Genomic DNA, 21662 nt, shown 5'->3' on the forward strand with positions numbered 1-21662 from the left:
CGGCCGTCGGCGGCGCCGGAAGCGCCCCGCCGCGCCCGCCCGACGTCAGCTCTCCGGCGCAGCGGCGCGCGAGCCCGCGGCGGGCAGCAGCCGGAGCTTCTCGTCGCTCTCCGAGCCGGGGACGGCCGTGTACACCAGCAGCGTCTGGCCCTGGTCGGGATCGAGGAGCACCTGGCAGTGCACCTCGATCTCCCCCAGCTCGGAGTGCAGGAACCGTTTCGGCTCCACCCGCGGCGCCCCCACCTCATGGGCGCTCCAGTACTCGGCGAACTCCTCGCTGGTCTCCAGCAGTTGTCCGACCAGCGCCTCGGCCCGGCTGCCCCGGCCCTTCCGGGAGTAGGCGGCCCGCAGCTCCGAGGCGAAGAACCGGCTGTGCCGCGGGCGGTCCTCCTCCGGGAACAGCAGCCGGGTGGCCGGGTCGGTGAACCAGCGGTAGTACAGGCTGCGGGCAACTCCGACGAACCGGGACTCGTCACCGAGGAGCCCGGTGGCCAGAGGTGTCTGCCAGAGCGTCTCGGCGAGGTCGTTGATGACCTGCGCCGGGGTGTCGTCCAACCGGCCCAGGATGCGCATCAGCCCGGGAGTGATGTGGTCCGAACCGGTCCGCGGAGGTGCGTTGTGCCCCGCGACCTGGAAGAGGTGGTCCCGCTCGGGGAGCGACAGATGCAGCCCCTGGGCGATCGCGGCCAGCATCGGCGCCGACGGCTGCGGTCCGCGCTGCTGCTCCAGGCGGCTGTAGTAGTCCGTGGACATGCCGCTCAGGGCAGCCGCCTCCTCGCGGCGCAGCCCCCTGGTCCTGCGCCGCGGACCGCGGGGCAGCCCCACGTCCTCCGGTTGCAGAGCCTCCCTGCGGGTGCGCAGGAAGTCCGCGAGCTGTGCTCGGTCCACGGTCTGCCACTCCCTGTCCGTCGCTCGCTGTCCGTCGCTCGCTGTCCGTCGCTCGCTGTCCGTCGCTCGCCGGTACGGTGCCATTCTCCCTCCCCCCGGTCGCCTACAGGAGCATGCCGCCCGATGCCTCGATGCGCTGGCCGGTGATCCAGGACGTGCCCTCGGCGAGCAGTGCCGCGGCAGCGGCGCCGATGTCGTCCGCCTCGCCGACCCTGCCCATCGCGGTGACCGCGCCGAGAGCGGACCGGGTCTCCTGCCGGTCGCGGACGGCGCCCCCGCCGAAGGCGGTCGCGGTGGCACCGGGGGCCAGGACGTTGACGGCGATACCGCGCGGCCCCAGTTCCTTGGCGAGATAGCGGGTGAGGACCTCGACCGCGCCCTTCGCCGCCGCGTACGCGGACGTCTCGGCGGCGACGAAGCGGGTCAGTCCGGTGGAGGTGTTGAGGATCGTGCCGCCGTCCCTGAGCAGCGGCAGCAGCGTCCGGGTGAGGAAGAAGACGCCCTTGACATGGACGTTCATCAGCCCGTCGAAGTCTTCCTCGGTGGTCTCCACGAACGGCTTGTGCACGCCGTGTCCGGCGTTGTTGAGCAGGATGTCGAAGTCCTCGCGGTCCCAGTGCTCCTCGAGCGTCCCGCGCACGGTGTCGGCGAAGGCCGGGAAGGCGGCGGTGTCCGAGGTGTCCAGCGGCAGCGCGACCGCTGTCCGGCCCAGCGCGCGGAGCTGTGCGGTGACGGCCTCGGCCTCGTCCGCGTGCGAGCGGTAGGTGAGCAGTACGTCGGTGCCGGCCTCGGCGAGATGCAGTGCGGTGCTGCGGCCCAGTCCGCGGTTGGCACCGGTGATCAGAGCGATGCGGGTCATGCCGTGTTCTCCGTTCACGAAGCGGGTTCCTGCAGCTCAACGGTGCCGCGGGCGGGGAACGGGAGGAAGGCAGCACCTGTCCGGGGATCGCCGGTCCCCCCTTAGGGTGCGAGGGGGCGGTGGAGAACAGGACTTCGACCACCGTGAACTTTTCCGTCCGCCTCGCCGTCGAAGGCTGTGCACGGTCCGACAGCGGGGGGACAGCACGAGCAGGGACACGAGCAGGGAGTCGACGAGAGCGATGGCACCGGACGCGGACATGACCTACGCCACCCCGAGGGCGAACCGGCGCGCGCGGACGGCCCCTGCCGCGGGCGGCAACCCCTTCACGCGGCGCGACCGCCTCCGGCATCCGGCGAGAGCCGCCGCGTCGGCTGCCGCGGCGCTGGTGGCAGCGGGGCTGCTGGCCGGGTGCGGCAGCCAGGACGGCGGCGCCCCGGAACTCCGGCGGGTCTCCGGTGAGGCGACGCCCGCGGGAATCTCCCCGTCCGGCAAGGAGAAGGGCGACAGCGCGAAGGACGGCGACAGCAAGGGCAAGAAGGGCGAGGGCGGGAGCACCGAGCCCTCCGCTTCGGCCTCCGAAGGCTCCGGCGGCTCCGCGGACGGCGGCTCCGGTGGCGGCGGCGCGGAAGCGGGCGGCGACGGCGCAGAGCCCGGCTCCGGCTCGGGGGGCGCGTGCGCGACCTCGGACCTCAAGGCGTCCATAGGCCCCAACCACCCGGGGGCCGGCCAGCACCACCACGCGCTGGTCTTCACCAACAACTCCGGCAGCACCTGCACGATGAGCGGCTTCCCGGGGTTCGCCTTCGTCGACGCCTCGGGGAACCGGGTCTCCGTCCCCCCGCAGCGCGAGGGCAGCAGCTCGCAGCAGGTCGAACTGGCGCCCGGCTCGAGTGCCTGGGCCCCGCTGTCGTTCGCCGATCCGCGGATGACGGGCACCGCGACCGTCACCCCGGACGGTGCCCTGCTCACCCCGCCCGACCAGCAGTCCTCGCTGCGACTCGGGTGGTCCGGCGGTCCGGTGACCGCGTCGGGGGACGCCTCGGTGCCGAAGATCGGCCCGGTCTCCCCCGGCACCGGCGGCTGAGCGCCGCGCCCCGCACCCGGTCCGCAGACCCCGAAAGGATCCAGATGAGCGACCAGCACACCGGCGAGCCCCGCCCCCCGGCGGCGGATCCCGCACCGTGGTGGGCCGGTACCGGGCCGATCGGCGGAGTCGTGCTGATCCTGCTGGGCCTGGGGGCGGCCGCCGCCCTCTTCGTCACCGGCCACGCGGCCCCGGACGCGTACCTGAACCTGTACGGAGCCGCCAAGGTCGTGGCTGTCGGTCTGGTGGTCGCAGGGACCGGCCTGCTCGCCGGGCGGCGTCGCACGCGTGAGGCGTGCGACGCCGCCCGGCCGGACGGGGAGCGGTAGCCGGACACCGGGCCCCCGGCCGGCCGCTCAGTGCGCGGAAGTCCGCGGGCGCAGCACCACCGGGAGGGTCTGGTGGCCGTTGCTGATGAGCGAGGGAACGGGGCGCAGCTCCTCCTCGGGGACGCCCAGCCGTGCGTCGGGGAACCGGGCGAAGAACTTCTCCAGCGCCGTGATGCCCTCCAGCCGGGCGAGCGGGGCGCCGAGGCAGAAGTGCACGCCGTGGCCGAAGGCGAGGTGCTCGGGGCCGGGATCGGTGCGGGTGAGGTCGAAGGTGTCGGCGCTCTCGCCGTGCCAGTCGGGGTGCCGGTTGGCGGCGGCGTACGAGGCGAGGACCGGCTCGCCCTTGGCGATGACCTGCCCGTCGGGCAACGGGATGTCGCGGACTGCGAAGCGCAGCGGCAGGTGCTTGACGGCCGGTTCGAAGCGCAGCGTCTCCTCGACCACGTCGGCCCAGTTGGCGCGGCCCTCCCGCACGAGCGCGAGCTGCTCGGGGTGGGTGAGCAGCACGGTGATGGCCTGGTCGAGGAGGTTGACCGTGGTCTCGTAGCCCGCGCTGATCATCAGCAGCAGGGTGTCGCGCAGTTCGGCCTCCGAGAGCGCCGACCCGTCTCCCTCCTCGTCCCGCGCGTCGATGAGCAGGGAGGTCATGTCCTCGCCCGGCTGCCGGCGCTTCTCGGCTATCAGTTCGTCCAGCACCCTGTAGAGGCTCGCGGTGTTGGCGGCGGCCTCCTCGGGGGTCAGCGTGGTGGCGAAGACGTTGTCGACCAGTTGCCGGAAGCCCGCACGGCGCTCCTCCGGCACGCCCATCAGGTGGCAGATGACCTGGATGGGCAGCGGGTAGGCGAACAGCTCCCGCACATCCGCCGCTTCCCCTTCGGGGGTGCGCGCCAGCACGTCCAACAGGTCGTCGACGATGCTCTCGACGCGCTCGCCGAGCGCCGCCACCCGGCGTGCGCTGAAGGACGGGGCCACCATCCTGCGCAGCCTGCGGTGGTCGCTGCCGAACGAGGTGAACATGTTCTCCACCGCGACCCACAGTGCCAGCGGCCAGGTGGGGACGGTCTCGGCGAACTGCGGCCAGTGCTGCCGCGCGTCCTTGGAGACGTCCGGGCCGGTCAGCAGCTTCTTGAGGAGGACCGGGTCGCTGACCGACCAGGCGGTGACGCCCAGCAGGTCGACCCGGGTCGCCGGCCCCCGCGCATGGAGGGCCTTGTGTTCACCGTGCGGGTCGCTGCCGGTGGGATCGAGAGTCAAAAGCTCGGGAACAGACACGGTGAGTCGCAATCTCCGTTCGCGGGGCGGGGAATTGACGCGGTGACGCCTGCCCACAGTACGAGCCGATCACGCGTCCGTGTAGGGGGCAGACGGTGCAAGATCATCTCACGCGGTACGGCGTGCGCCCGGGCCCCGGCGGCCCGGCCCTCCGGTCGTACGCTCCCCCACAGTGCCGACGGAGGCCGGACTGCTCCCCGCACCGACGCGGGCCGGTTCCGAAGCCGTCGCGCGCAGCGGGGAGTTGACCGTGCGCCGTCCTGTCCCGGCGCAACGGGTGCGGCGCGCCGCAGTGTTCCGCGGCCGGTCTCCGGGCCGCTCCCCGGCGGTCGGCCGGACGGCACCGGGCACCGGTCCTGCCCTGGCCCCGGGCACTCCTGCGGGGCCGGCCGCCGCCCCGGCAGGAGCCGGGTCGGCGGCGGGCCGGGCGGACAGCCGGTGCGGGATTCCGGGTTCCCCCCGGTGTTCCCTCAGCGTTCCCGCAGTGTTCCCGCAGAGCCCCCTCAGTTCCCACCCAGGGACACCACACCACCCAGCAGCGTGCCCAGGGCCTTCTCCGCGGCCTTGAGGACGGCCTGTTCACGGGGGGTCAGCTCGCCGGTCTGCGGCACGGGGGCTTCGGCAGCCGCCGCAGCCGGCGCCACCGCGAGCACGGTCGTGGCGAGCAGCGTGGCCAAGGCCAGTACGGATCGACGGAACATGCGCGCTCCTCAGAAGACGTCAGGTGCAGTACGCCACCCAGCGTCCGGGAGCGGTCGGCGGAGGAGCGGGCGGCCGGTCCGGCGCTGCTGCGAACGGACCAGCCTGCGCCACTCGTGCGGCCGTTACCGCGGGTTCACTGCTCGACGCCGCCGAGCAGCCGCTCGGCGCGTTCCTCCACCAGTCGTACCGCACCGGGCTGGCGGCCGGGGACCCGGCGGCGCAGGAGGACCAGTTCCGGGGCCAACTCGCGGGCGGTCTCCCCCTCGTCCAGGCACTGCCACTGGTGGTGGGCCCGGTCCACGGCGCCCTCCACCTCCAAGGCCCCCTCGGACTCGCCGCGTTCGAGGCGGCCCCGGGCCACCCGCAGCCACAGTTCGCAACTGCGGGCCGGGGCGCCGGCAAGCCGGGCGAGGTCGGCGCGGACCTCCACCCAGTGCAGCGCTCCTTCCGAACCGGGCCCCTCCCTGCGCTCGGCGGCCTCCTCCCACTCCACCGCGAGCGCCTCGGCCTCCTCGTGGCGGCCGGCGCGCGCCGCGGCCATGATCGTTTCGTGCGGGTCCTCGGCCGGTTCGTCGAGGACCCGGGCCCCCGGGGGAGGCGGCGCGGGCCGGTGCCGGGGGCCGGCGCCGTTCCCCTGTCCCGGCTCCGCACCGGGCGCCCCGTGCGGAGCCGGGACCGGCAGCGTGTGGGGGTCGGCGGGCTGCCACTCCGCGGGGAGGCCGGGCGGTGGCTGGGGCTCCCATCCGTTCGGGCCGACGGGTGCGGCAGCGGGCCGGTGGGCGTGCGGCGGTTCGCCCGCCGGCTCCGGAGCCGGGAGTGCCGCGGCCGCGGACGGGGCGACGAACAGCGCCTGCTCGTGCTCCGTCGTACCGGAGACGGCCGCCGCCCGCTGGTGCAGTTCGGCGAACGGCATGCGACCGCCCGCCCGCCACAGCCGAATGCACTCCATCAGGTAGGCGGGCTCCACCGGTGCGTTGCCGCCCCGCAGCCGGCGCCACGCCGACTCGCGGCTGTGCCGCACCACGCGGCCCTGCACAGCCACCCCGTGGGCCTCCGGCAGGCCGCCCGCCCGGATCGCCTCCCAGGCGCCGGGCTCGGTGGCCACGTCCAGCAGCACGGTGGTCGACCCGGGGGGCCGTACGGCCAGCTCCGCCGTCAGCCACTCCCAGGGCAGTCCGCTGTAGCGCACGGCTGCCGAGTGCTGGCCGGGCGCTCCCAGTCCGATGTGCAGTCCGCCCTTGCCCGGGTCCTTGCGCAGCTCTCCGACGACGACCACCAGGAGCCGGCCGGAGGCACCGGCCACCAGCCGCACGCGGGCCAGCACCATCTGCGGGTCCACCGGACCGGCCAGTTCGACGACGTTCACAGCGCCGTGACGGGTCGGGTACAGGTCCGCACCGGCCAGTATGCCGCTCCAGGACACTCCGCCCAGGCCCGCCATCACGACGCCGACGTCCATCAGGCCCCCGCCGACGCCCGCCATCACCAGCACCCCGTCGCTCGCACCTTCGGAGCCCGCACCCGGAACCGACACCAGAACCCCCCACACACCAAACCGATCAGAACACGGACAGTTGTCAGCCCAAGGCCCCGGTGGGCCGTTGCCGCCACGTGAGCGGAGGCGGCCCCTGCCCGGCCGCGTCCGGCCGGTGGCGCGCTCCTGCCGGGCCCGCAGCCGAGCCCCTTGCTACGGCGACCTCCAACCCTTCGACGGCGGACTCCAATTCAACACGACGGCGTCGACGTCGGCGATCCGGCTGCCGCCACCGGCTCCGGCCTCGGGGGACATTGCGGCAGATTCGGACGCCGTGCCGGTTCTCCACCCTCAGGAGTGAATTCCGCGTGGCTCACTCCGATGGTTGGCATGTGACCCTGGTGCGGACTGAAGAGTGACGGCCTGACGAACAACACATCAAGAACGCTATCGGATTCGCCGAAAATGATCTGCTTCGATCACAGAAGAACAGCGGAGCGGCTTTTCCTCGCTTGGAAGTTCGACAATCCGTCCCCATTCGCACCGTGCGGCTGCTCGTGCAATTGCCGATGAATTTGCACGGTGCAGAAGCTCGTGGCGTCCGACGCATCTGGAGCTGTAGCTTCCGCAGGAGGGGGACCGCAACGGAGGGAATGGGAGGGGAGAGGAACGTTGAACGTTCGTATGCCCTTGCCGTGCGAACAGCGCGCCGCGCCCACGGCGCCACCACAGACCTGCCGGGAGCCGCAACGCCCGGAATCCGCACCGGAAGCTCCGGTGGCGTTCACCGCTTTCTGCGTTCTCTACCGGCAACGGTATCTGGAGTACGCGCACAACCGCCTGGCCGATGCGCAGCAGGCGGACGCCGTTGTCCGCCTGGCCTTCGCCGAATTGGCCGACCAGTGGGACCAGGCGCTGCGCAGCCCGCACACCAATGCCTACGCCTGGCGGCTGCTCAGCCGCCGCATCCGCGATCACGCGCACGAGACGGCGGACGAGCAAGGCGAGCGCCCGGGCGGCGACAGCTCCGCCGGGCACGGGGACCATGCCTTCCTCCCGGACCACACCGACGACACCCGCGTCCTCCTCCAGGACCTGGGCATGCCGCTGCTGGAGGCCACCGAGATGATGGGGCACACCGCTCCCCGGCCCCGCTGAACCACCGGCGGCAGGCGCGCCCTCCCTGCCCCCGTGCGCTCCCGTGCGCCGTCGGCGAGCGGGCAGCCTCCCCCGGGGAGGTGGGTGGATGCACGGCCCTGCCACGGTCGGATGGCTGCTGACGGCGCTCTGCGCGGTGACGGGCACCTCGTGCCTGCTGCGGGCGCGCGGCGCCCGGCCGGGGCCGCGCGCGGAGGCGGGGGGCGAGGCCGCGATGGGGTTCGGGATGGCGGCGATGGCCGCGCCGGCCCCCTGGAGCGGAACACCCGCGGCGCACACGGTGTCGGGGTGGGTCTTCGGCACCTTCTTCGGCGCGCTGCTGGTACGGGAGCTGCGGCTGGCGGCGACCGAGCGGCACGCCGCCGCCTCGCCGGGGCGGCATCTGCACCATCTCCTGGGAAGCGCGGCGATGGTGTACATGTCGCTGGCGATGGTCCTGCGTCCGTCCGGCGGAGCAGCCGCACACCACTCCGCAGCGGGCGGCCTGCCGGTGGTGACGGGCATGCTGCTGGTCTACTTCGCCGGATACGTGCTCTGGACGGGGACGCGCCTGATGCCGGCAGGAACCGGCCCGGCGAGCGGCCCGGTGGGGCCGCGGGCCGCGCTGCCGCCCGTGGCACGGCAGGCCGGAGTCGCGGCCGGCTGCAGACTCGCCATGGGAGCGGGGATGTTCGCGATGCTGCTCGCGCTCTGAGGAGCGTCCGCGCAGAGCCGGAAGCCCTCCCGCCCGCGGACGCCACCCGGAAACCCGGCAGAGCTGTGAGCCGTGTCACTTCTGCGCTGCCGGGCGTATCACTGTCTCGTAACGGCCTTCTAGGCTGAGCGGCATGACCGTCCCGCTCGCGCTGATGGTGCTCGCCCTGTTCGCCGCGGGTCTCGCGCCGCGCGTACTGACCCGCTCCACCTGGCCCGACCGGGAACCGGTGCTCGCCCTGTGGGTGTGGCAGTGCGTGGTCGGCGCGGTGCTGCTGTGCTGCCTGCTGGCGATGGCCCTCTCGGGTGCGGCCGCCTTCACCGCGGTACGCAGCCACGTGTTCGCCGGGGCGCCGCACGGGGTGGCCGAGGCGTACTCCTCCAGCGCCTCCACGCCCTGGGCCGGGGCCCTGAGCGTGCTGCTGGCCTGCGGAGGCGCCTGGACCGGCGCAATGCTGCTGCGGGAGATCAAGGACGCGCGGGCCAGGCGCCGCAGGCGGCGGGCGGAACTGCGCGAGCGGGCGCCGCGCCTGCCGGGCGAGAGCGCCTCCTCGAACGAGCGGCTGGTGGTCCTGGAGGAGGAGAAGCCGGACGCCTGGTGGCTGCCGGGTGCCAACCCGCAGTTGGCCATCACCACCGGCGCACTGCGCCGGCTCAAGGGCCGGCAACTGGACGCGGTGCTGGAGCACGAGCAGGGACACGCGCGAGCGCGCCACGACTGGCTGCTGCACTGCTCGTCGGCGCTGGCCGCCGGGTTCTCGCGGGTGCCGGTCTTCGCGGGCTTCCGCGACCAGGTGCACCGACTGGTCGAACTGGCCGCCGACGACGCCGCCTCCCGCCGCTACGGCAGGCTCACGATCGCCCTGGCCCTGGTGGAGCTGAACGAAGGGCGCGGCGTCTTCGGTCCCTGTCCGACACCGGTGGCGCTGGTGCCGCAACGGGTGCACCGGCTGCTCGCCCCCGGGCCGCGGCTGTCCGTCAGCCGCCGGCTGCGGATGACGGCGGTGGCCTCCCTGGTACCGGTGATCCCGGTGCTCGTGGCGTTCGCTCCCGGACTGTCCGCGCTGCGCCACTGACCCGTGCTCCGGGCCGTCCGCGGCCGACCGCCCCGTACCGTCCGGCGGGGAACACCCGGCCGGGAGTTGTACCGCGGCCGGTGTCAGGGGCGATGATCGGGACATGCGAGGTGCGACCCGTGCCGGTCCGGCAGGCGTGTGGCAGGCCGCTGCGGCCGCCGCGCTGGGCGCCGCGGCCGTTCTGCTGACGAGTCTGGCTCTGCTGCCCTGGGAACCGCTGGCGGTGCTCGACCGGAGCACCGCCTCCGGGCTGCACGCGGCGGCACTGGAACACCCGGCGGTGACGCGGCTCCTGCGGATCCTCACCGACTGGGTGTGGGATCCGTGGACCTTCCGCCTGCTGCTGGCGGCGGTGTGTGTCCGGCTGCTGTGGCGCGGTGAGCGTCCGGCGGCGTGCTGGGTGGCGGGCACGGCCCTGGTCGGCGCCGGTGTGCAGCAGGGGATGAAAGCGGCGCTCGGCAGGGAGCGGCCGCACTGGCGGGAGCCGGTGGCCTCGGCGGAGTACGCCGCGATGCCGTCGGGGCACGTGCTGACAGCCGCGCTGGTGTGCACGCTGCTGCTGTGGCTGTGGCAGGAGCGGGGGACACCGGTGACCACCGTGAGGTGGCGGACGGCGCTCGGTGCCGCCGCGGTGAGCGTTCTCGGCGTCGCGTTCACCCGGCTGTGGCTCGGCGTGCACTGGCTGACGGACACCGTGGTGGGCGCGCTGCTCGGGGCGGCGGTGGCGCTGGCGGCCGCGGCCGCGTGGGCCGCTCTGCGGCCCGGGGAGCGGCTGGACGGCCCCGGACACGGATAGAAGCCGGGCGGGGGGTACCCGGATGGACCGGCGGGGCCGTCGGCAGCCGCCCGCGGTGACCGCTCCCTGAGCGGCCGCTCCTGGCGGCCGCTCAGGGCTTGCGGGCCACCGCGCCCACGTTGTCGACCTCTTCGGGCTCGCCGAAGGGGAGCGCCTCGGGGCGCCACCGGGTGACCGAGACCAGCCCCGGTTCCAGGACCTCCAGTCCGTCGAAGAACCGGAGGATCTGCTCGCGGGACCGGTTGACCCGCGGGTTGTCGCTGGTGCGGTTCCACTGGCGCACCATGGCGCGGACCGCCTCCGGATGGACCACTTCGGCCGAGTCGCTGAAGACCAGATGGCTGCCGGACGGGAGGGCCTCCGTCAAGCGGGCCACCACGTCGTAGGCCCTGTCGTCGGTGAGATGGGCGACGACGCCGAGCAGCATGAGCGCCACGGGCCGATCGAAGTCCAGGGTCGCGGCCGCGCCCTCCAGGATGGCGTCCGGTTCGCGCAGATCGGCGTCGAGATAGTGGGTGACGCCCTCCGGGGTGCTCGTCAGCAGGGCGCGGGCGTGCGTGAGGACGAGCGGGTCGTGGTCCACGTAGACGATCCGCGCGTCGGGGGCGATGCGCTGGGCGACCTCGTGGGTGTTGTCGACAGTGGGCAGACCGGTGCCGACATCCAGGAACTGCCGGATGCCGAGGTCCGCGGCGAGATGGCGGACAGCGCGGCACAGGAAAGCCCGCTGGGCACGGGCTGTGGTCACGATGCCGGGGTTGGTGCGCGCGATCTCGTCACCCACCTGCCGGTCGACGTCGTAGAAGTCCTTGCCGCCGAGCCAGTAGTTCCAGATCCGCGCCGAATGCGGCAGCGTGTTGTCGATCTCTCTGGGGTCCGGTCCCGGCACCATGGCTCTCCCCTGCCCTCGGCGGTGTGCGCTGTGTGCGCACCAACGTACCGGGGACGGGCGGTCGCCGTACCGGGGGCGGCGGCCGGAAGCCGTCCGGGAAAGTCGCGGCGGCAGGAGGGGTGTTGAGGGGGCGCTCGTCCTCTAGAGTCGGGGCCGGGACCGCCGCTGCCGGTACGCTCGGCCGAACCTCGCCGGTCCATCTCACCCAGGCGCCCGGTCGACGCCGATATCGGGGCGATCCCCCGCGTCGCCCCGATATCGGCTGCTGCAGCGGGCGTTCCAGCCCCCTGGAGGCGAACACCCGAAGTCGTGCTGAATATATTGGCTGCCGGCCAGTCAACGCAGGAGTTACAGCATGTCCCCCCGGAGCGCATCGGTCAATGAAGAGTTGCGCCGACGCTCGCGCGAACGCCTGCTGCAGGCGACCGTCGAGCTGGTCGCCGAGCACGGATACGAGTCGACGACCCTGGGCGCGATCGCCGATCGGGCCGGCTCGGCACGCGGGCTCATCTCGTACTACTTCCCCGGCAAACGACAGCTCTTCCAGTCGGCGGTGCACCGCCTGATGCATCTGACGCTGAGCGAGGCCCTGGAGCGCGGCCCCTCGCCGGAGGGGCCGGACAGCGGAGGGGAAGTGCTGGCGCGGGCCATCGACGCCGTACTCGGACTGGCCCGCAGCCAACCGGTGCTGATGCGTGCCCACATGGCGGGGATCCTGCAGCAGGAGGGGTTCGTCCGGTGCGACGAGCAGCAGCGCCTGGCAGCCGTGCTGCGCGGGGCCGTGGTCCGGTACGGCTCCCCCGACCCGGACACCGACTATCCGCTGCTGCGGGCCAATCTGATGGGCGCTGTCGTCGCGGTGCTGCTGCCCGGTGCGCCGATGCCGCTCGGACGGCTCCGGGGAGAGCTGTTCGCCCGGTACGGACTCGCCTGGCGGCAGGGAACACCACCGGAGGCCGAGGAGAGCCCCGAGGTGTCGCATACGGCCCGGGTGCGGCAGTTGGAACGGCTGCGTCCGTGCGGTTGGGAGACCGGCTCCGGACCGCACGGCAGGCCGTGAGCCGCGCGGGGCCGTGATGCGCCGCGCGGGTCGCCGCTCCGGCGCGCCCGGTGGACGGTGCCGGCGGGCTCCGCAGGAGGCGCAGAGTGCGGCGGCGGGCACGCGCGGGGCTCACCGCACACGGCATGCACGGAACAGCGCAGGCGGGCGGGCGCCGTTCCGGGCCGGACCCGCGCCGTTCAGCGTCGGCGGCGGGCGTGGCGCGGGCTCAGCAGTCCGGCGTCGCGGGCGCCGGCGATGACGCGCAGCGACTTGCGGCGGCTGTGCCCGGTGACCCGCATGACGGCCAGCACCGGGTCCTGACCCTGCGCCCGGGCCGCGGAGTAGGCACCGGCCGCCGTGTGCAGGGCTTCCGTGCCGCGGAGACCGGGCCGCCGTCTGCGTCCTCCCGCCGCAGCAGCCGCGGGCGCTCTCCGCGGCGTGGCGGCCGCCGGGTCCGGCGCGGAGGCCGGTGCCGGTGCGGGGGGCTGCGGGGCCGCGGGGGCGGGCGGGACCGCGGATCGTGGCGGTGCGGGCCGCGGCGGGACGGGGCGTGGCGCCGCGGGCAGCACGCAGGGCCCGGTGGTCCGGACGGTGGGGGCGGGCGCCGACGGCCGGAGCACGGAGGGGCAGGCCAGCGCCAGCGGCTCACCGAGGCGCGGCGCGAGCTCCGCGAACTCCCGGAGGGTCAGCGGCGGATCGGCCCGCACCTCCTCCAGGCGGATCCTGCCGTCCACCACAGCGGCCACCATCTCCACCTGGGTGCCGTCCGGACGGCTGACGCCGACGGCGAACCAGGGCGCCCCGGCGGAGTGCGGGGCAGCACCCGCGCCGCTGCCGTAGCCGCGCAGTTGCCACGCGGGGCCGGGCGGCGACGGGGGCCGGTACGCGGACGGGCAGCCGCCCTGCCGGCAGGGCTGGTCCGGCGCGCAGCACGGACATGAGGATCTCTCCGACACGGCGGCACCGTAGACCCGGCGTCCGCGGCCGGGCCCGCGCGGCGCGCTCGGCCCGGCCCGGGCAACCCTGACGACGGAGGCGGCCGCAGCCCGTTCGGCGCACGGGTGTGCCGCCGTTCGGGCGTCGGGGGCGCGCGCCTCCGGGGGCCGAACGGGCGCCGTGGAGACCCGCCCGGGACGCCGCCCGCGCAGTCCGGGCGGGAGTGTCAGTGGGCAGGTGCAGACTGTTCCGTGTTCCGGACGACTCGGAGCTGGACACCTCGGACAACGACGTCTCGAAGGCGGTGCCGCAATGGCGGACGTACTGCTCGCGGTAGGTACGAGAAAGGGCCTGTTCCTCGCCCGGCGGCCGGTTGCCCGGCGCGGCGGGGCGGACTGGGACTTCACCGGCCCGTATTTCGACGCGCAGGCCGTCTACTCCTTCAGCATCGACCGGCGCGGCCCGGCGCCCAGGCTGCTGGCGGGAGGGGACAGTGCCCACTGGGGGCCCTCGGTCTTCCACTCCGACGACCTGGGCAGGACCTGGCAGGAGCCCCCGCGGCCTCCGGTGGCCTACCCGCGGGAGACCGGGGCCTCCCTGGAGCGTGTCTGGCAGCTCCAGCCCGGTGGAGAGGACGAACCCGGTGTGGTCTATGCCGGGACGGAGCCCGGCGGGCTGTTCCGCTCCACGGACGGCGGCGTGTCCTTCTCCCTCGTCCGCGCGCTGTGGGAGCACCCCACCCGACGGGAGTGGGCGCCCGGCGGCGGCGGACTGGGGCTGCACACCGTCCTGGTCGACCCGCGGGACGCGCGGCATGTGACGATCGCCGTCTCGACGGGCGGCGCCTACCGCACCCGGGACGGCGGCGAGAGCTGGGAGCCGTGCAACCGCGGGGTCTCGGCGGTGTTCCTGCCGGAGGGCCGCCGCTACCCCGAGTACGGGCAGTGCGTGCACAAGATCGCGCGGGATGCGGAGGACCCCGACCGGCTGTATCTGCAGAACCACTGGGGCGTCTTCCGCAGTGACGACGGCGCCTCCAGTTGGCAGTCGATCGGCGACTCCCTCCCCTCGGACTTCGGTTTCCCCGTCGCGGCCCACCCGCGGCGCGGCGGCGTGGCCTACCTCTTCCCGCTCAACGCGGACGCGGACCGGGTGCCGTCCGGGCACCGTTGCCGCGTGTACCGCACCCAGGACGCGGGCGGCGACTGGGAGGCGCTGGGCGCGGGCCTTCCCGAGGCCGCGCACTACGGACCGGTGCTGCGGGACGCGCTGTGCACGGACGACGCGGACCCGGCCGGGATCTACTTCGGGAACCGGAACGGCGAGGTCTTCGCCAGCGCGGACGAGGGCGAGAGCTGGCAGCAGTTGGCCTCGCACCTGCCGGACGTGCTGTGCGTGCGGGCGGCGGTGGTCGCCTGAGGAGATCTCCGGTGCGGACCGCAGCGCCCGGCTGAGCCAGTAGAGTGACCGCTCGTGGCTGCACGACCGTTGAACGAGATTGTCGAACCGGGCTGGGCGAAGGCGCTGGAACCGGTGTCCGAACGGATCGCCGCGATGGGTGACTTCCTCCGCGCGGAGGTCGCCGCGGGGAGAACCTACCTGCCGTCGGGGCCGAACGTGCTGCGGGCTTTCCAGCAGCCCTTCGACGAGGTGCGCGTCCTCATCGTGGGCCAGGATCCGTACCCCACACCCGGGCACGCCGTCGGGCTGTCCTTCTCGGTGGCTCCGGAGGTCCGCCGGCTGCCGGGCAGTCTGGAGAACATCTTCCGGGAGATGCACAGCGATCTCGGCCTCCCCCGCCCCACGAGCGGTGATCTGACGCCCTGGACGAAGCAGGGGGTGCTGCTGCTCAACAGGGCGCTGACGACGGCCCCGCGCCGGCCCGCGGCCCACCGCGGCAAGGGCTGGGAGGAGGTCACCGAGCAGGCGATCCGCGCGCTGGTCGCACGCGGACGCCCCATGGTGTCGGTGCTGTGGGGCCGCGACGCCCGGAACCTGCGTCCGCTGCTGGGCGAACTGCCCGCGGTCGAGTCCGCGCACCCCTCACCCATGTCGGCCGATCGCGGTTTCTTCGGCTCCCGGCCCTTCAGCCGGGTCAACGAACTGCTCGCCGCCCAGGGGGCCGATCCTGTGGACTGGCGCCTGCCGTGACCGCGGCCGCGCAGGACACGGGAGCGGCCGCACCGGGCGCGGGCGGCTGGCTGCTGGGCGTGGACTCGGGCGGTTCCGGACTCCGGGTCGCGCTGGCCCGCCTCCCCGGCGCCGCGTCCGCGGACGGCGGCGGGCCACCCGAAGCCGTCGGCACCGTCACCTGCCCCGAGCCGGTACGCACCGGACCGGCCGGAATCGACGCGGCGCACCTGACCGGCCAGTTGGTGCCCGCGGTCCGAGCGCTGCTGGCGGACGCGGGCGCCGCACACCTCGCGGCGGCGTGCGTGGGCGCCGCCGGGATGGCGACCCTCGGCACGGGGCTGCGGGCCGAACTGCCGGGCGTGTTCGCGGCGGAGTTCGGGGTGCGGCGCCTGGCGCTGGCCGCCGACGCGGTGACCGGGTACGCCGGTGCCCTGGGCGAACAGCCCGGTGCCGTGGTGGCGGCGGGAACCGGGATGATCGCCATGGGCACCGATCTGGAGATCTGGCGGCGCGCCGACGGCTGGGGTCATCTGCTGGGCGACTGCGGCAGCGGCGCGTGGATCGGGCGCTCCGGGCTGGAGGCGGCGCTGCGCGCGTTCGACGGCCGGACGGGAGGCTCGCGGACACTGCGGAAGCGCGCCGAGGCGGTGTTCGGCACCCCGCTGAGCGCACTGCCCGGACAGCTGTATCCGCGCACGGACCGGGCAGCGGTACTCGCCTCGTTCGCGCCCGAGGTCGCCCGGTGCGCCGAGGAGGATGCCGTCGCGGCGGGGATCGTGCGGGCGGCGGCCCGGGAGATCGCCGCCGCAGCCGAGGCGGTGTGCCCGGGCCGGGAGGGTACGTTCCCGCCCGCGAGGGATCCGGCCGCCGGCCGCGAACCGGCGGAGCACCGGGGGCCGGCGGTGCGGGTCGCTTTCACCGGGGGCCTGTTCAAGCTCGGCGAGACCCTGCAGGACCCGCTGCGCACGGAGTTGGCCGAGCGGCTTCCGGACGCCCGGATCGCGGAGGCGGCAGGCGGCCCGCTGGAGGGCGCGCTGCTGGTCGCCGGGCGGCTGGCGGACGGCACCCTGGCGCTTCCGAGGGATCCCGCACTGCTGTCGGTGACGGGCCCGGACGGCTCGGACACTCCGCCGACGGCCCGCGGCGGGGTGGGCCGCACGGACTGAGGTGATACTGAGGTGATACGGGCAGCACAGCGGACGGCCCGGGCTTGGAGTGCGGGCCGTCGCATCATGCACCGTATCCTCTGCGGGGGCCCGCACTCCAGAATGCCCGGCGAAGCAGCCGCCTCGCTCGGATGAATCGGGACATAAGCACATCGGTCTGCCCCGGCCGAACAGCCAAGCCCATGAAGGCATTAGCATGCGGGCGCATGAGCTCCCCCACAGGACCGGACAATGGCCTGCCCGTACGAATGCCACGTCCCCGCCAGCCCGGACGGCACCGCCGGCCGGAGCCCGTCGTCGCCCCCGAGGGTGCGCCGGCACTGGTTCTGGCCGTCCCCGGCGCCCCCTCCGGCGCCACGCGCAGTCTCGCCGAGGAGACGCTGAGCATCGCACGCTCGGAGCTGCCCGGCCTCGACGCGCGCGTCGGTTTCACCGAGGGCGACGACGGGGAGTTCCCGACCATCCGCTCCGCCCTCGGCCAGGCGGTGGAGGACCGGGCGACACGCCGCCGGTACGCGCGCGAGGCGGCGGCCATGGCGGAGGAGGCCGGTTCTCCTGAGCAGGAGGCCGCGGTCGCGGCACCGCCGGCCGACACCGCCGACGACGGGCTGCCCGCGGTGGTGGTGCCGCTGCTGGCGGGCCCGGACGCCGCACAGCTGCGCCACATCCGCCAGGAGGTCCTCAACAGCGGCTCCGGCGCCGAGCTGACCGACGTGCTGGGGCCGCACCCGCTGCTGGCGGAAGGCGTGCATGTGCGGCTCTCCGAGGCGGGGCTGGCGCGTGCCGACCGGGCCCGGCTGTTCACGGTCGCGACGGCGGCCGACGGCATCGTCCTGGCGACCATAGGCGGGGAAGAGGCGGTGCAGGCGGCCGGTATCACCGGCATGCTGCTGGCCGCCCGGCTCGCGGTGCCGGTGCTGGCCGCGGCGCTCGACGACGAGGGTGCCGTCCAGCAGATCGCCGAGCAGCTCCGCAACTCCGGCTCCCAGCAGTTGGCCATCGCGCCGTGCCTGATCGGCCCGGAGATCGCCGAGGGCCTGCTGGAGGCCGCAGCGGAGGAGGCGGGCTGCTCGACTGCCGAACCGCTGGGCGCCTACCCGGCGCTGGGCAAGCTCGTGGCCTCCACCTACGCCGCCAAGGCGGGTATTGCGCAGCCGCAGGGGGCGACGGCGCGCTGAGCGCCCGCCCGGCCGCCCGGGAGACTCGCGGGCTGCCGAACCGCGAGCAGCACACCTGCTGACCGGCGGAGCCGGGCCGCCCCCTCCGGAGCCCGGAGCGCCGCCGCCCGGCGCCTCACGCCCCGGCGGCCGGGTCGATGACGACGCAGGAGGCCGAGGGCACGGGCAGCGAGCCGACGGGCACCGGGATCCCGGTGCCCGGGTCGATTCCGAACCAGGTGACGTCGCCCGAGCGCTCGTTGGCGGCGTAGAGCCGGCGACCTGTCGGGTGCACCGCCAGGTCGCGGGGCCAGCAGCCGCCGCAGGAGACGGTTGCGACGCGCTCGGGAAGCGCGGACGAGGCCAGGTCCAGGACGGCGATGCTGTCGTCGCCCCGGTTGGCGGCCCAGGCGAAGCGCCCGTCGGGTGCGAGGGCGAGGGCGGAGGGGTGATTGGCGGCCGCCGCACGCTCCGGCGGTACGAGCCGGGTCTCGCCGAGCGGCTCCAGGGCGCCTCGGCGGGGGTCCCAACTGCAGGTCGTCACGGTCGAGTCCAGCTCGTTGACGACATATGCCCGCCGGGCGGCGGTCCGCCGGGACCCGGAGGGTGCGGGCCCGAACGCCAGGTGGCGGGGGCCGGTTCCGGGGCGGAGCGGGACCTCGCGGTGCGGCCGCAGACCGGCGCCGGCCGCGGCGTCCCGCAGGTCGTAGATCCACACCGAGTCGGTTCCCAGGTCGGTGCAGAGCAGCCAGCGACCTGACGGGTCGGGCGTGACGCCGTGTGCGTGCGGCCCCTCCTGCCGCTCCGCGACCGGGCCCCGACCGCGGTGCTGGTGCGTGCGCGCGGGCGCGCCAAGGGCGCCGTCGGCGCGCAGGGGCAGCATGCTGACGCTGCCGGAGGTGTAGTTCGCGGTGCAGAGGCTGTCTCCGGTCACCGCCAGATGCGTGGGACCGGCGCCCTCGACGGGCACCGTGCCGCCCAGCAGCGCGGGGAACGGGCCGACGGCAGGGCTGCCCGCGCCGGGACTGCGGGCCGGGCCGGGGCCGTCGAGGCGCAGCGCCGCGACCGCGCCGCGGTCGGTCTCGCTGACGGCGTAGAGGAGGCCGCCCGCGGGCGCCAGGGCGAGGAATGAGGGGTTGGCGACGGTGTCGTCGGTGTGGTGCAGGGCGCTGAGCGCGCCGGTGCGGGGGTCGAGAGCCGCCGTGGTGATGCCCCGGCCCCCCGCGGAAGTGAACGATCCGATGTACGCCCGCGCGTGCCGCCCCGTGCCCCCCTGCATCGCGCCGCCCCTTCGCCGCCGCTCCGTCCGGAAGGCACGACGGTAGCAGGCGACCGGCATTTGGTCTGGACCAAACGGAAGGTCGGCTTGTTCCGAACAGAGCGCGCTCTGCTTGCGCCGGACCGGGCGGACGGACGGGGCACAGGCGGACCGGCACTGCCCCCTCAGGCGGCCGTTCCCGGGTGGGTGTGCAGCGCCCTCAGGCGGGCCGTTCCCGGGTGGGTGTGCAGCGCCCTCAGGCGGCCGCTCTCGGGTGGGTGTGCAGCGGCGCGGCGAGCTGGTGGAGCGCGTCCTCCAGGGCGTGCAGATGCACCAGTGCGCGATCGCCGGAGGAGGGCGGCTCCGCGACCGCGGCAGCCACCGGGGCGGCGCTGCCGACGGGCGGGGCGATCCGGGCCCGCGCCGGCACCGCCAACCGGTGCACCGCGGCCTCGACGCGCTCGCAGGCCGCGGTGAGCCGGGCGTCGTGCGAGGCGGCGGGATCGGCCGCGGCCTCGGCCAGACCCCGGATCTGGCGGGCGCAGTCGTCCAGCAGGGCCAGCACCTGGCGGGCCCTGGCCTTGCGTGCGCGCAGCGGGCTGAGCGGATGGACGAGCGGCGCGACCGACAGCCGCACACGCCCCAGCAGCAGTTCCAGCTCCGCGACCCGCGGTTCGGGCCCGTCGCCACTGCCGCCCGCGAGGCGGTCCGCCGCCTCCCTGGCGCACTCGTGCACGCAGTGCACCGCGCGCCGTATCCACACCTCGGTCGCGGCGTGCGTGGTGACGGGCAGCACGAGGGCGACCGCGAGCACGGCACCCAGCGCGCCCACCGCGGTCTCCTCCAGACGCAGCCCGAGCAGTCCGGGGTGGAGGACGCCGAGCAGGCCGTAGAGCATGCCGACCATGAGCGTGACGAAGAACATCATCCACGAGTAGGACCGCGGCGCCGCGTAGAAGATCCCGAAGACACAGCAGGCCACGACGGCGAGCGTGGGCGCGACGGCGCCGTCCACGGGCACCGCGACCAGCAGCCCGGCGGCGAGCCCGGTGACGGTGCCCAGCACCCGGCGGAAGCCGCGGACGAGCGTCTCGCCCCGGGAAGCGGTGTTCACGAAGATCCACCAGGCGGCGCCGACCGCCCAGTACCAGCGGTCCAGGGAGAGCGCCTGGCCCGCGGCCAGGGCGAAACCGCAGGCGGCGAGCGCCTGGAACGCCTGCCGGGTGGTGGGCCGGGCCAGCCCCCGGCCGCCGACGGGCGCGATGGCGGGCTGCGGCACCGCACCGCGCTCGATCGGCCACAGCACGAACCGGGTGAGCGCGGCCGCCGCGAGCGCCAGCAGCCCGGCGGCGAACGTCTCCGGAAGCCGGTCGGGCTCCGTACGCAGGAACTGCGCGGCGAAGAACTGCATGAAGGCGAAGATGCCCAGCGCATTGCCGCGCGGCCCCCAGCGGCGCGCGTACACCCCGGCGAAGACCACCGCGAGGAACGCGGCGTCCCGGGCGAGCGGCTGCTGGTGCAGAATCGCGGCCAGCGCGAGCACGGGAGCGCCGGCAGCGGGCAGCAGCGCCGTGGTGCGGACCTGCCCCCCTACGGTGGGGTCCGCGACGGTGAACAGCGCGAGCAGCGCCACCAGCCCGCCCGCGACGGTGGCCTGCAGCGGCAGACCGGCGGCCGCGCAGACGGCGACCGCGAGTCCGATGCCGATGACAGCGCGTGCCGAGACGCGCGCCCGGTGAGAGCGTTCGGGACCGAGTGCCGCGACGGTGCGACGGAGGAGATGTGCTGGGGTCCTTCCCCCGGCCTTCCGAAGCGACTTGTCCAAAACCCCTCCAATCCGGGCCGGCCTGGTCGGCCATCCGTCCACATGCTGGTACGAAGAGGAAAGCACCCCTTCCCACCTGCGACCAAATCGCGCGCGTTTGACATGCTGGGCACGTGATCAGTTCTGCCGCCGCTCCCGCGGTCGTCTTCGACCTGGACGGCACTCTCGTCGACAGCGAGCCGCACTACTACGAGGCGGGCAGGCGCCTGCTCGCCACACACGGTGTTCCGGGCTTCACCTGGGCCGAGCACGCACGGTTCATCGGGATCGGGACCAGGGAGACCCTCGCGGAACTCCGCCGCGCACACCGGCTCACCGCGTCCGTGGAGACGCTGCTGGCCGAGAAGAACCGCCTGTACCTCCAGTCGGTGCGCTCCGGCACCGAGGTGTTCCCCGAGATGCGAAAGCTCGTGGAACATCTGCATGCCTGCGGGCATCCGCTGGCGGTGGCCTCCGGATCGTCGCGCGGCGCCATCGACGCGGTACTCGGAGCGACCAGCCTGGATGAGCTGCTTCCGCTCCGAGTGTCGGCGGAGGAGGTGCCGCATGGCAAGCCCCGGCCGGACGTCTTCCTGGAAGCGGCCCGCAGACTCGGTGTCTCCCCCGCCGACTGCGTGGCGGTCGAGGACGCCCCGGCGGGCGCCGAGGCCGCCCGCCGTGCGGGCATGCGGTGTGTCGCACTGCCGTATCTGGCCGAGCAGGCCGCCGATCCGGGGTTCGCGGGCGCGGGCCTGCTGTTTCCCGGCGGTCAGCGCGAGTGCGACGCACAGCAGATCTACGACTGGATGGTCGGCCGCCCTGCCGCCTCCCGGCCGCCCTCCGGCGGCCCGCGGCAGAGGTGACGGCGCCGCCCCGGAACGCACACGGGCGAGGGCCCCGCCTCGGGACGCACCAGGCGGGAGCGGACGCGGAAGGCACG

21 protein-coding genes are annotated in these 21662 nt (G+C 74.6%); 12 read left to right on the forward strand and 9 right to left on the reverse strand.

Features of this window, described 5'->3' with window-relative positions:
* Positions 1–45: 45 nt before the first annotated feature.
* On the reverse strand, positions 46–888 hold the full coding sequence (locus BMX65_RS16265; protein ID WP_075001020.1) for a helix-turn-helix transcriptional regulator: 843 nt from the start codon (positions 886–888) through the stop codon (positions 46–48).
* 103 nt (positions 889–991) lie between these two features.
* A complete protein-coding gene (locus BMX65_RS16270) occupies positions 992–1747 on the reverse strand; it encodes an SDR family NAD(P)-dependent oxidoreductase (RefSeq protein ID WP_075001309.1) in 756 nt (251 codons plus the stop codon).
* Positions 1748–1988: 241 nt separating this feature from the next.
* On the opposite strand from BMX65_RS16270, the gene BMX65_RS16275 reads away from it, so the two are divergent.
* Both BMX65_RS16275 and BMX65_RS16280 read left to right on the forward strand, forming a co-directional pair.
* Entirely contained in the window at positions 1989–2834 is an 846-nt protein-coding gene (locus BMX65_RS16275; RefSeq protein ID WP_079171922.1) for a DUF4232 domain-containing protein, read from the forward strand.
* Between the two features lie 44 nt (positions 2835–2878).
* The gene (locus BMX65_RS16280; protein ID WP_075001021.1) at positions 2879–3163 is read left to right on the forward strand and encodes a hypothetical protein; all 285 of its coding nucleotides are present in this window, start codon (positions 2879–2881) and stop codon (positions 3161–3163) included.
* Between the two features lie 27 nt (positions 3164–3190).
* Here the strand turns inward: BMX65_RS16280 and BMX65_RS16285 are convergent, their stop codons facing one another.
* From BMX65_RS16285 to BMX65_RS16295, 3 genes are all read right to left on the reverse strand, one after another.
* On the reverse strand, positions 3191–4435 hold the full coding sequence (locus BMX65_RS16285) for a cytochrome P450 family protein (RefSeq protein ID WP_075001022.1): 1245 nt from the start codon (positions 4433–4435) through the stop codon (positions 3191–3193).
* Between the two features lie 503 nt (positions 4436–4938).
* The gene (locus BMX65_RS16290; RefSeq protein WP_075001023.1) at positions 4939–5136 is read right to left on the reverse strand and encodes a hypothetical protein; all 198 of its coding nucleotides are present in this window, start codon (positions 5134–5136) and stop codon (positions 4939–4941) included.
* Between the two features lie 134 nt (positions 5137–5270).
* Positions 5271–6671, reverse strand: a complete 1401-nt coding sequence (locus BMX65_RS16295; RefSeq protein ID WP_244905671.1) for a hypothetical protein — start codon at positions 6669–6671, stop codon at positions 5271–5273.
* Between the two features lie 717 nt (positions 6672–7388).
* On the opposite strand from BMX65_RS16295, the gene BMX65_RS16300 reads away from it, so the two are divergent.
* The 4 genes from BMX65_RS16300 to BMX65_RS16315 all read left to right on the forward strand — a co-directional run bounded on the left by BMX65_RS16300 (position 7389) and on the right by BMX65_RS16315 (position 10334).
* Positions 7389–7769 (forward strand): hypothetical protein, encoded by a 381-nt coding sequence (locus BMX65_RS16300; RefSeq protein ID WP_075001025.1) that lies wholly within the window; start codon positions 7389–7391, stop codon positions 7767–7769.
* Positions 7770–7857: 88 nt separating this feature from the next.
* Positions 7858–8463, forward strand: coding sequence for a DUF5134 domain-containing protein (locus tag BMX65_RS16305; protein WP_075001026.1), 606 nt, complete (start codon positions 7858–7860; stop codon positions 8461–8463).
* Between the two features lie 133 nt (positions 8464–8596).
* Positions 8597–9538, forward strand: coding sequence for a M56 family metallopeptidase (locus BMX65_RS16310; protein WP_075001027.1), 942 nt, complete (start codon positions 8597–8599; stop codon positions 9536–9538).
* Positions 9539–9641: 103 nt separating this feature from the next.
* Entirely contained in the window at positions 9642–10334 is a 693-nt protein-coding gene (locus BMX65_RS16315; RefSeq protein WP_075001028.1) for a phosphatase PAP2 family protein, read from the forward strand.
* A gap of 91 nt (positions 10335–10425) precedes the next feature.
* On the opposite strand, the gene BMX65_RS16320 is transcribed toward BMX65_RS16315, so the two are convergent.
* Complete coding sequence (locus BMX65_RS16320) at positions 10426–11226, reverse strand: SAM-dependent methyltransferase (protein WP_075001029.1); 801 nt, start codon at positions 11224–11226, stop codon at positions 10426–10428.
* A 355-nt stretch (positions 11227–11581) separates the two neighbouring features.
* Between BMX65_RS16320 and BMX65_RS16325 the strand changes: the two genes are divergently transcribed.
* Positions 11582–12286 (forward strand): TetR/AcrR family transcriptional regulator, encoded by a 705-nt coding sequence (locus BMX65_RS16325; RefSeq protein WP_075001030.1) that lies wholly within the window; start codon positions 11582–11584, stop codon positions 12284–12286.
* 179 nt (positions 12287–12465) lie between these two features.
* On the opposite strand, the gene BMX65_RS32895 is transcribed toward BMX65_RS16325, so the two are convergent.
* Positions 12466–13224 carry a DUF6214 family protein gene (locus tag BMX65_RS32895; protein ID WP_079171923.1) on the reverse strand — a complete coding sequence of 253 codons (759 nt, stop codon included), beginning with the start codon at positions 13222–13224 and terminating at the stop codon, positions 12466–12468.
* A gap of 292 nt (positions 13225–13516) precedes the next feature.
* Between BMX65_RS32895 and BMX65_RS16335 the strand changes: the two genes are divergently transcribed.
* The 4 genes from BMX65_RS16335 (at position 13517) to BMX65_RS16350 (ending at position 17681) form a co-directional block, all read left to right on the forward strand.
* Complete coding sequence (locus BMX65_RS16335; RefSeq protein ID WP_075001031.1) at positions 13517–14623, forward strand: WD40/YVTN/BNR-like repeat-containing protein; 1107 nt, start codon at positions 13517–13519, stop codon at positions 14621–14623.
* 54 nt (positions 14624–14677) lie between these two features.
* A complete protein-coding gene (locus BMX65_RS16340; protein WP_075001032.1) occupies positions 14678–15355 on the forward strand; it encodes a uracil-DNA glycosylase in 678 nt (225 codons plus the stop codon).
* Complete coding sequence (locus BMX65_RS16345; RefSeq protein WP_075001033.1) at positions 15352–16503, forward strand: N-acetylglucosamine kinase; 1152 nt, start codon at positions 15352–15354, stop codon at positions 16501–16503. Before BMX65_RS16340 ends, BMX65_RS16345 begins: the two co-directional genes overlap by 4 nt.
* 206 nt (positions 16504–16709) lie before the next feature.
* Positions 16710–17681, forward strand: coding sequence for a sirohydrochlorin chelatase family protein (locus BMX65_RS16350; protein WP_107437503.1), 972 nt, complete (start codon positions 16710–16712; stop codon positions 17679–17681).
* Positions 17682–17796: 115 nt separating this feature from the next.
* Here BMX65_RS16350 and BMX65_RS16355 read toward each other — a convergent pair whose 3' ends face one another.
* On the reverse strand, positions 17797–18939 hold the full coding sequence (locus BMX65_RS16355) for a lactonase family protein (protein ID WP_075001035.1): 1143 nt from the start codon (positions 18937–18939) through the stop codon (positions 17797–17799).
* Positions 18940–19174: 235 nt separating this feature from the next.
* Positions 19175–20743, reverse strand: a complete 1569-nt coding sequence (locus BMX65_RS16360) for an FUSC family protein (protein WP_075001036.1) — start codon at positions 20741–20743, stop codon at positions 19175–19177.
* A gap of 116 nt (positions 20744–20859) precedes the next feature.
* On the opposite strand from BMX65_RS16360, the gene BMX65_RS16365 reads away from it, so the two are divergent.
* The gene (locus BMX65_RS16365) at positions 20860–21585 is read left to right on the forward strand and encodes an HAD family hydrolase (RefSeq protein ID WP_075001312.1); all 726 of its coding nucleotides are present in this window, start codon (positions 20860–20862) and stop codon (positions 21583–21585) included.
* The last annotated feature ends 77 nt before the right edge of the window (positions 21586–21662 follow it).

The organism is Streptomyces qinglanensis (assembly GCF_900111245.1).
In the GTDB taxonomy this organism is placed as follows: domain Bacteria; phylum Actinomycetota; class Actinomycetes; order Streptomycetales; family Streptomycetaceae; genus Streptomyces; species Streptomyces qinglanensis.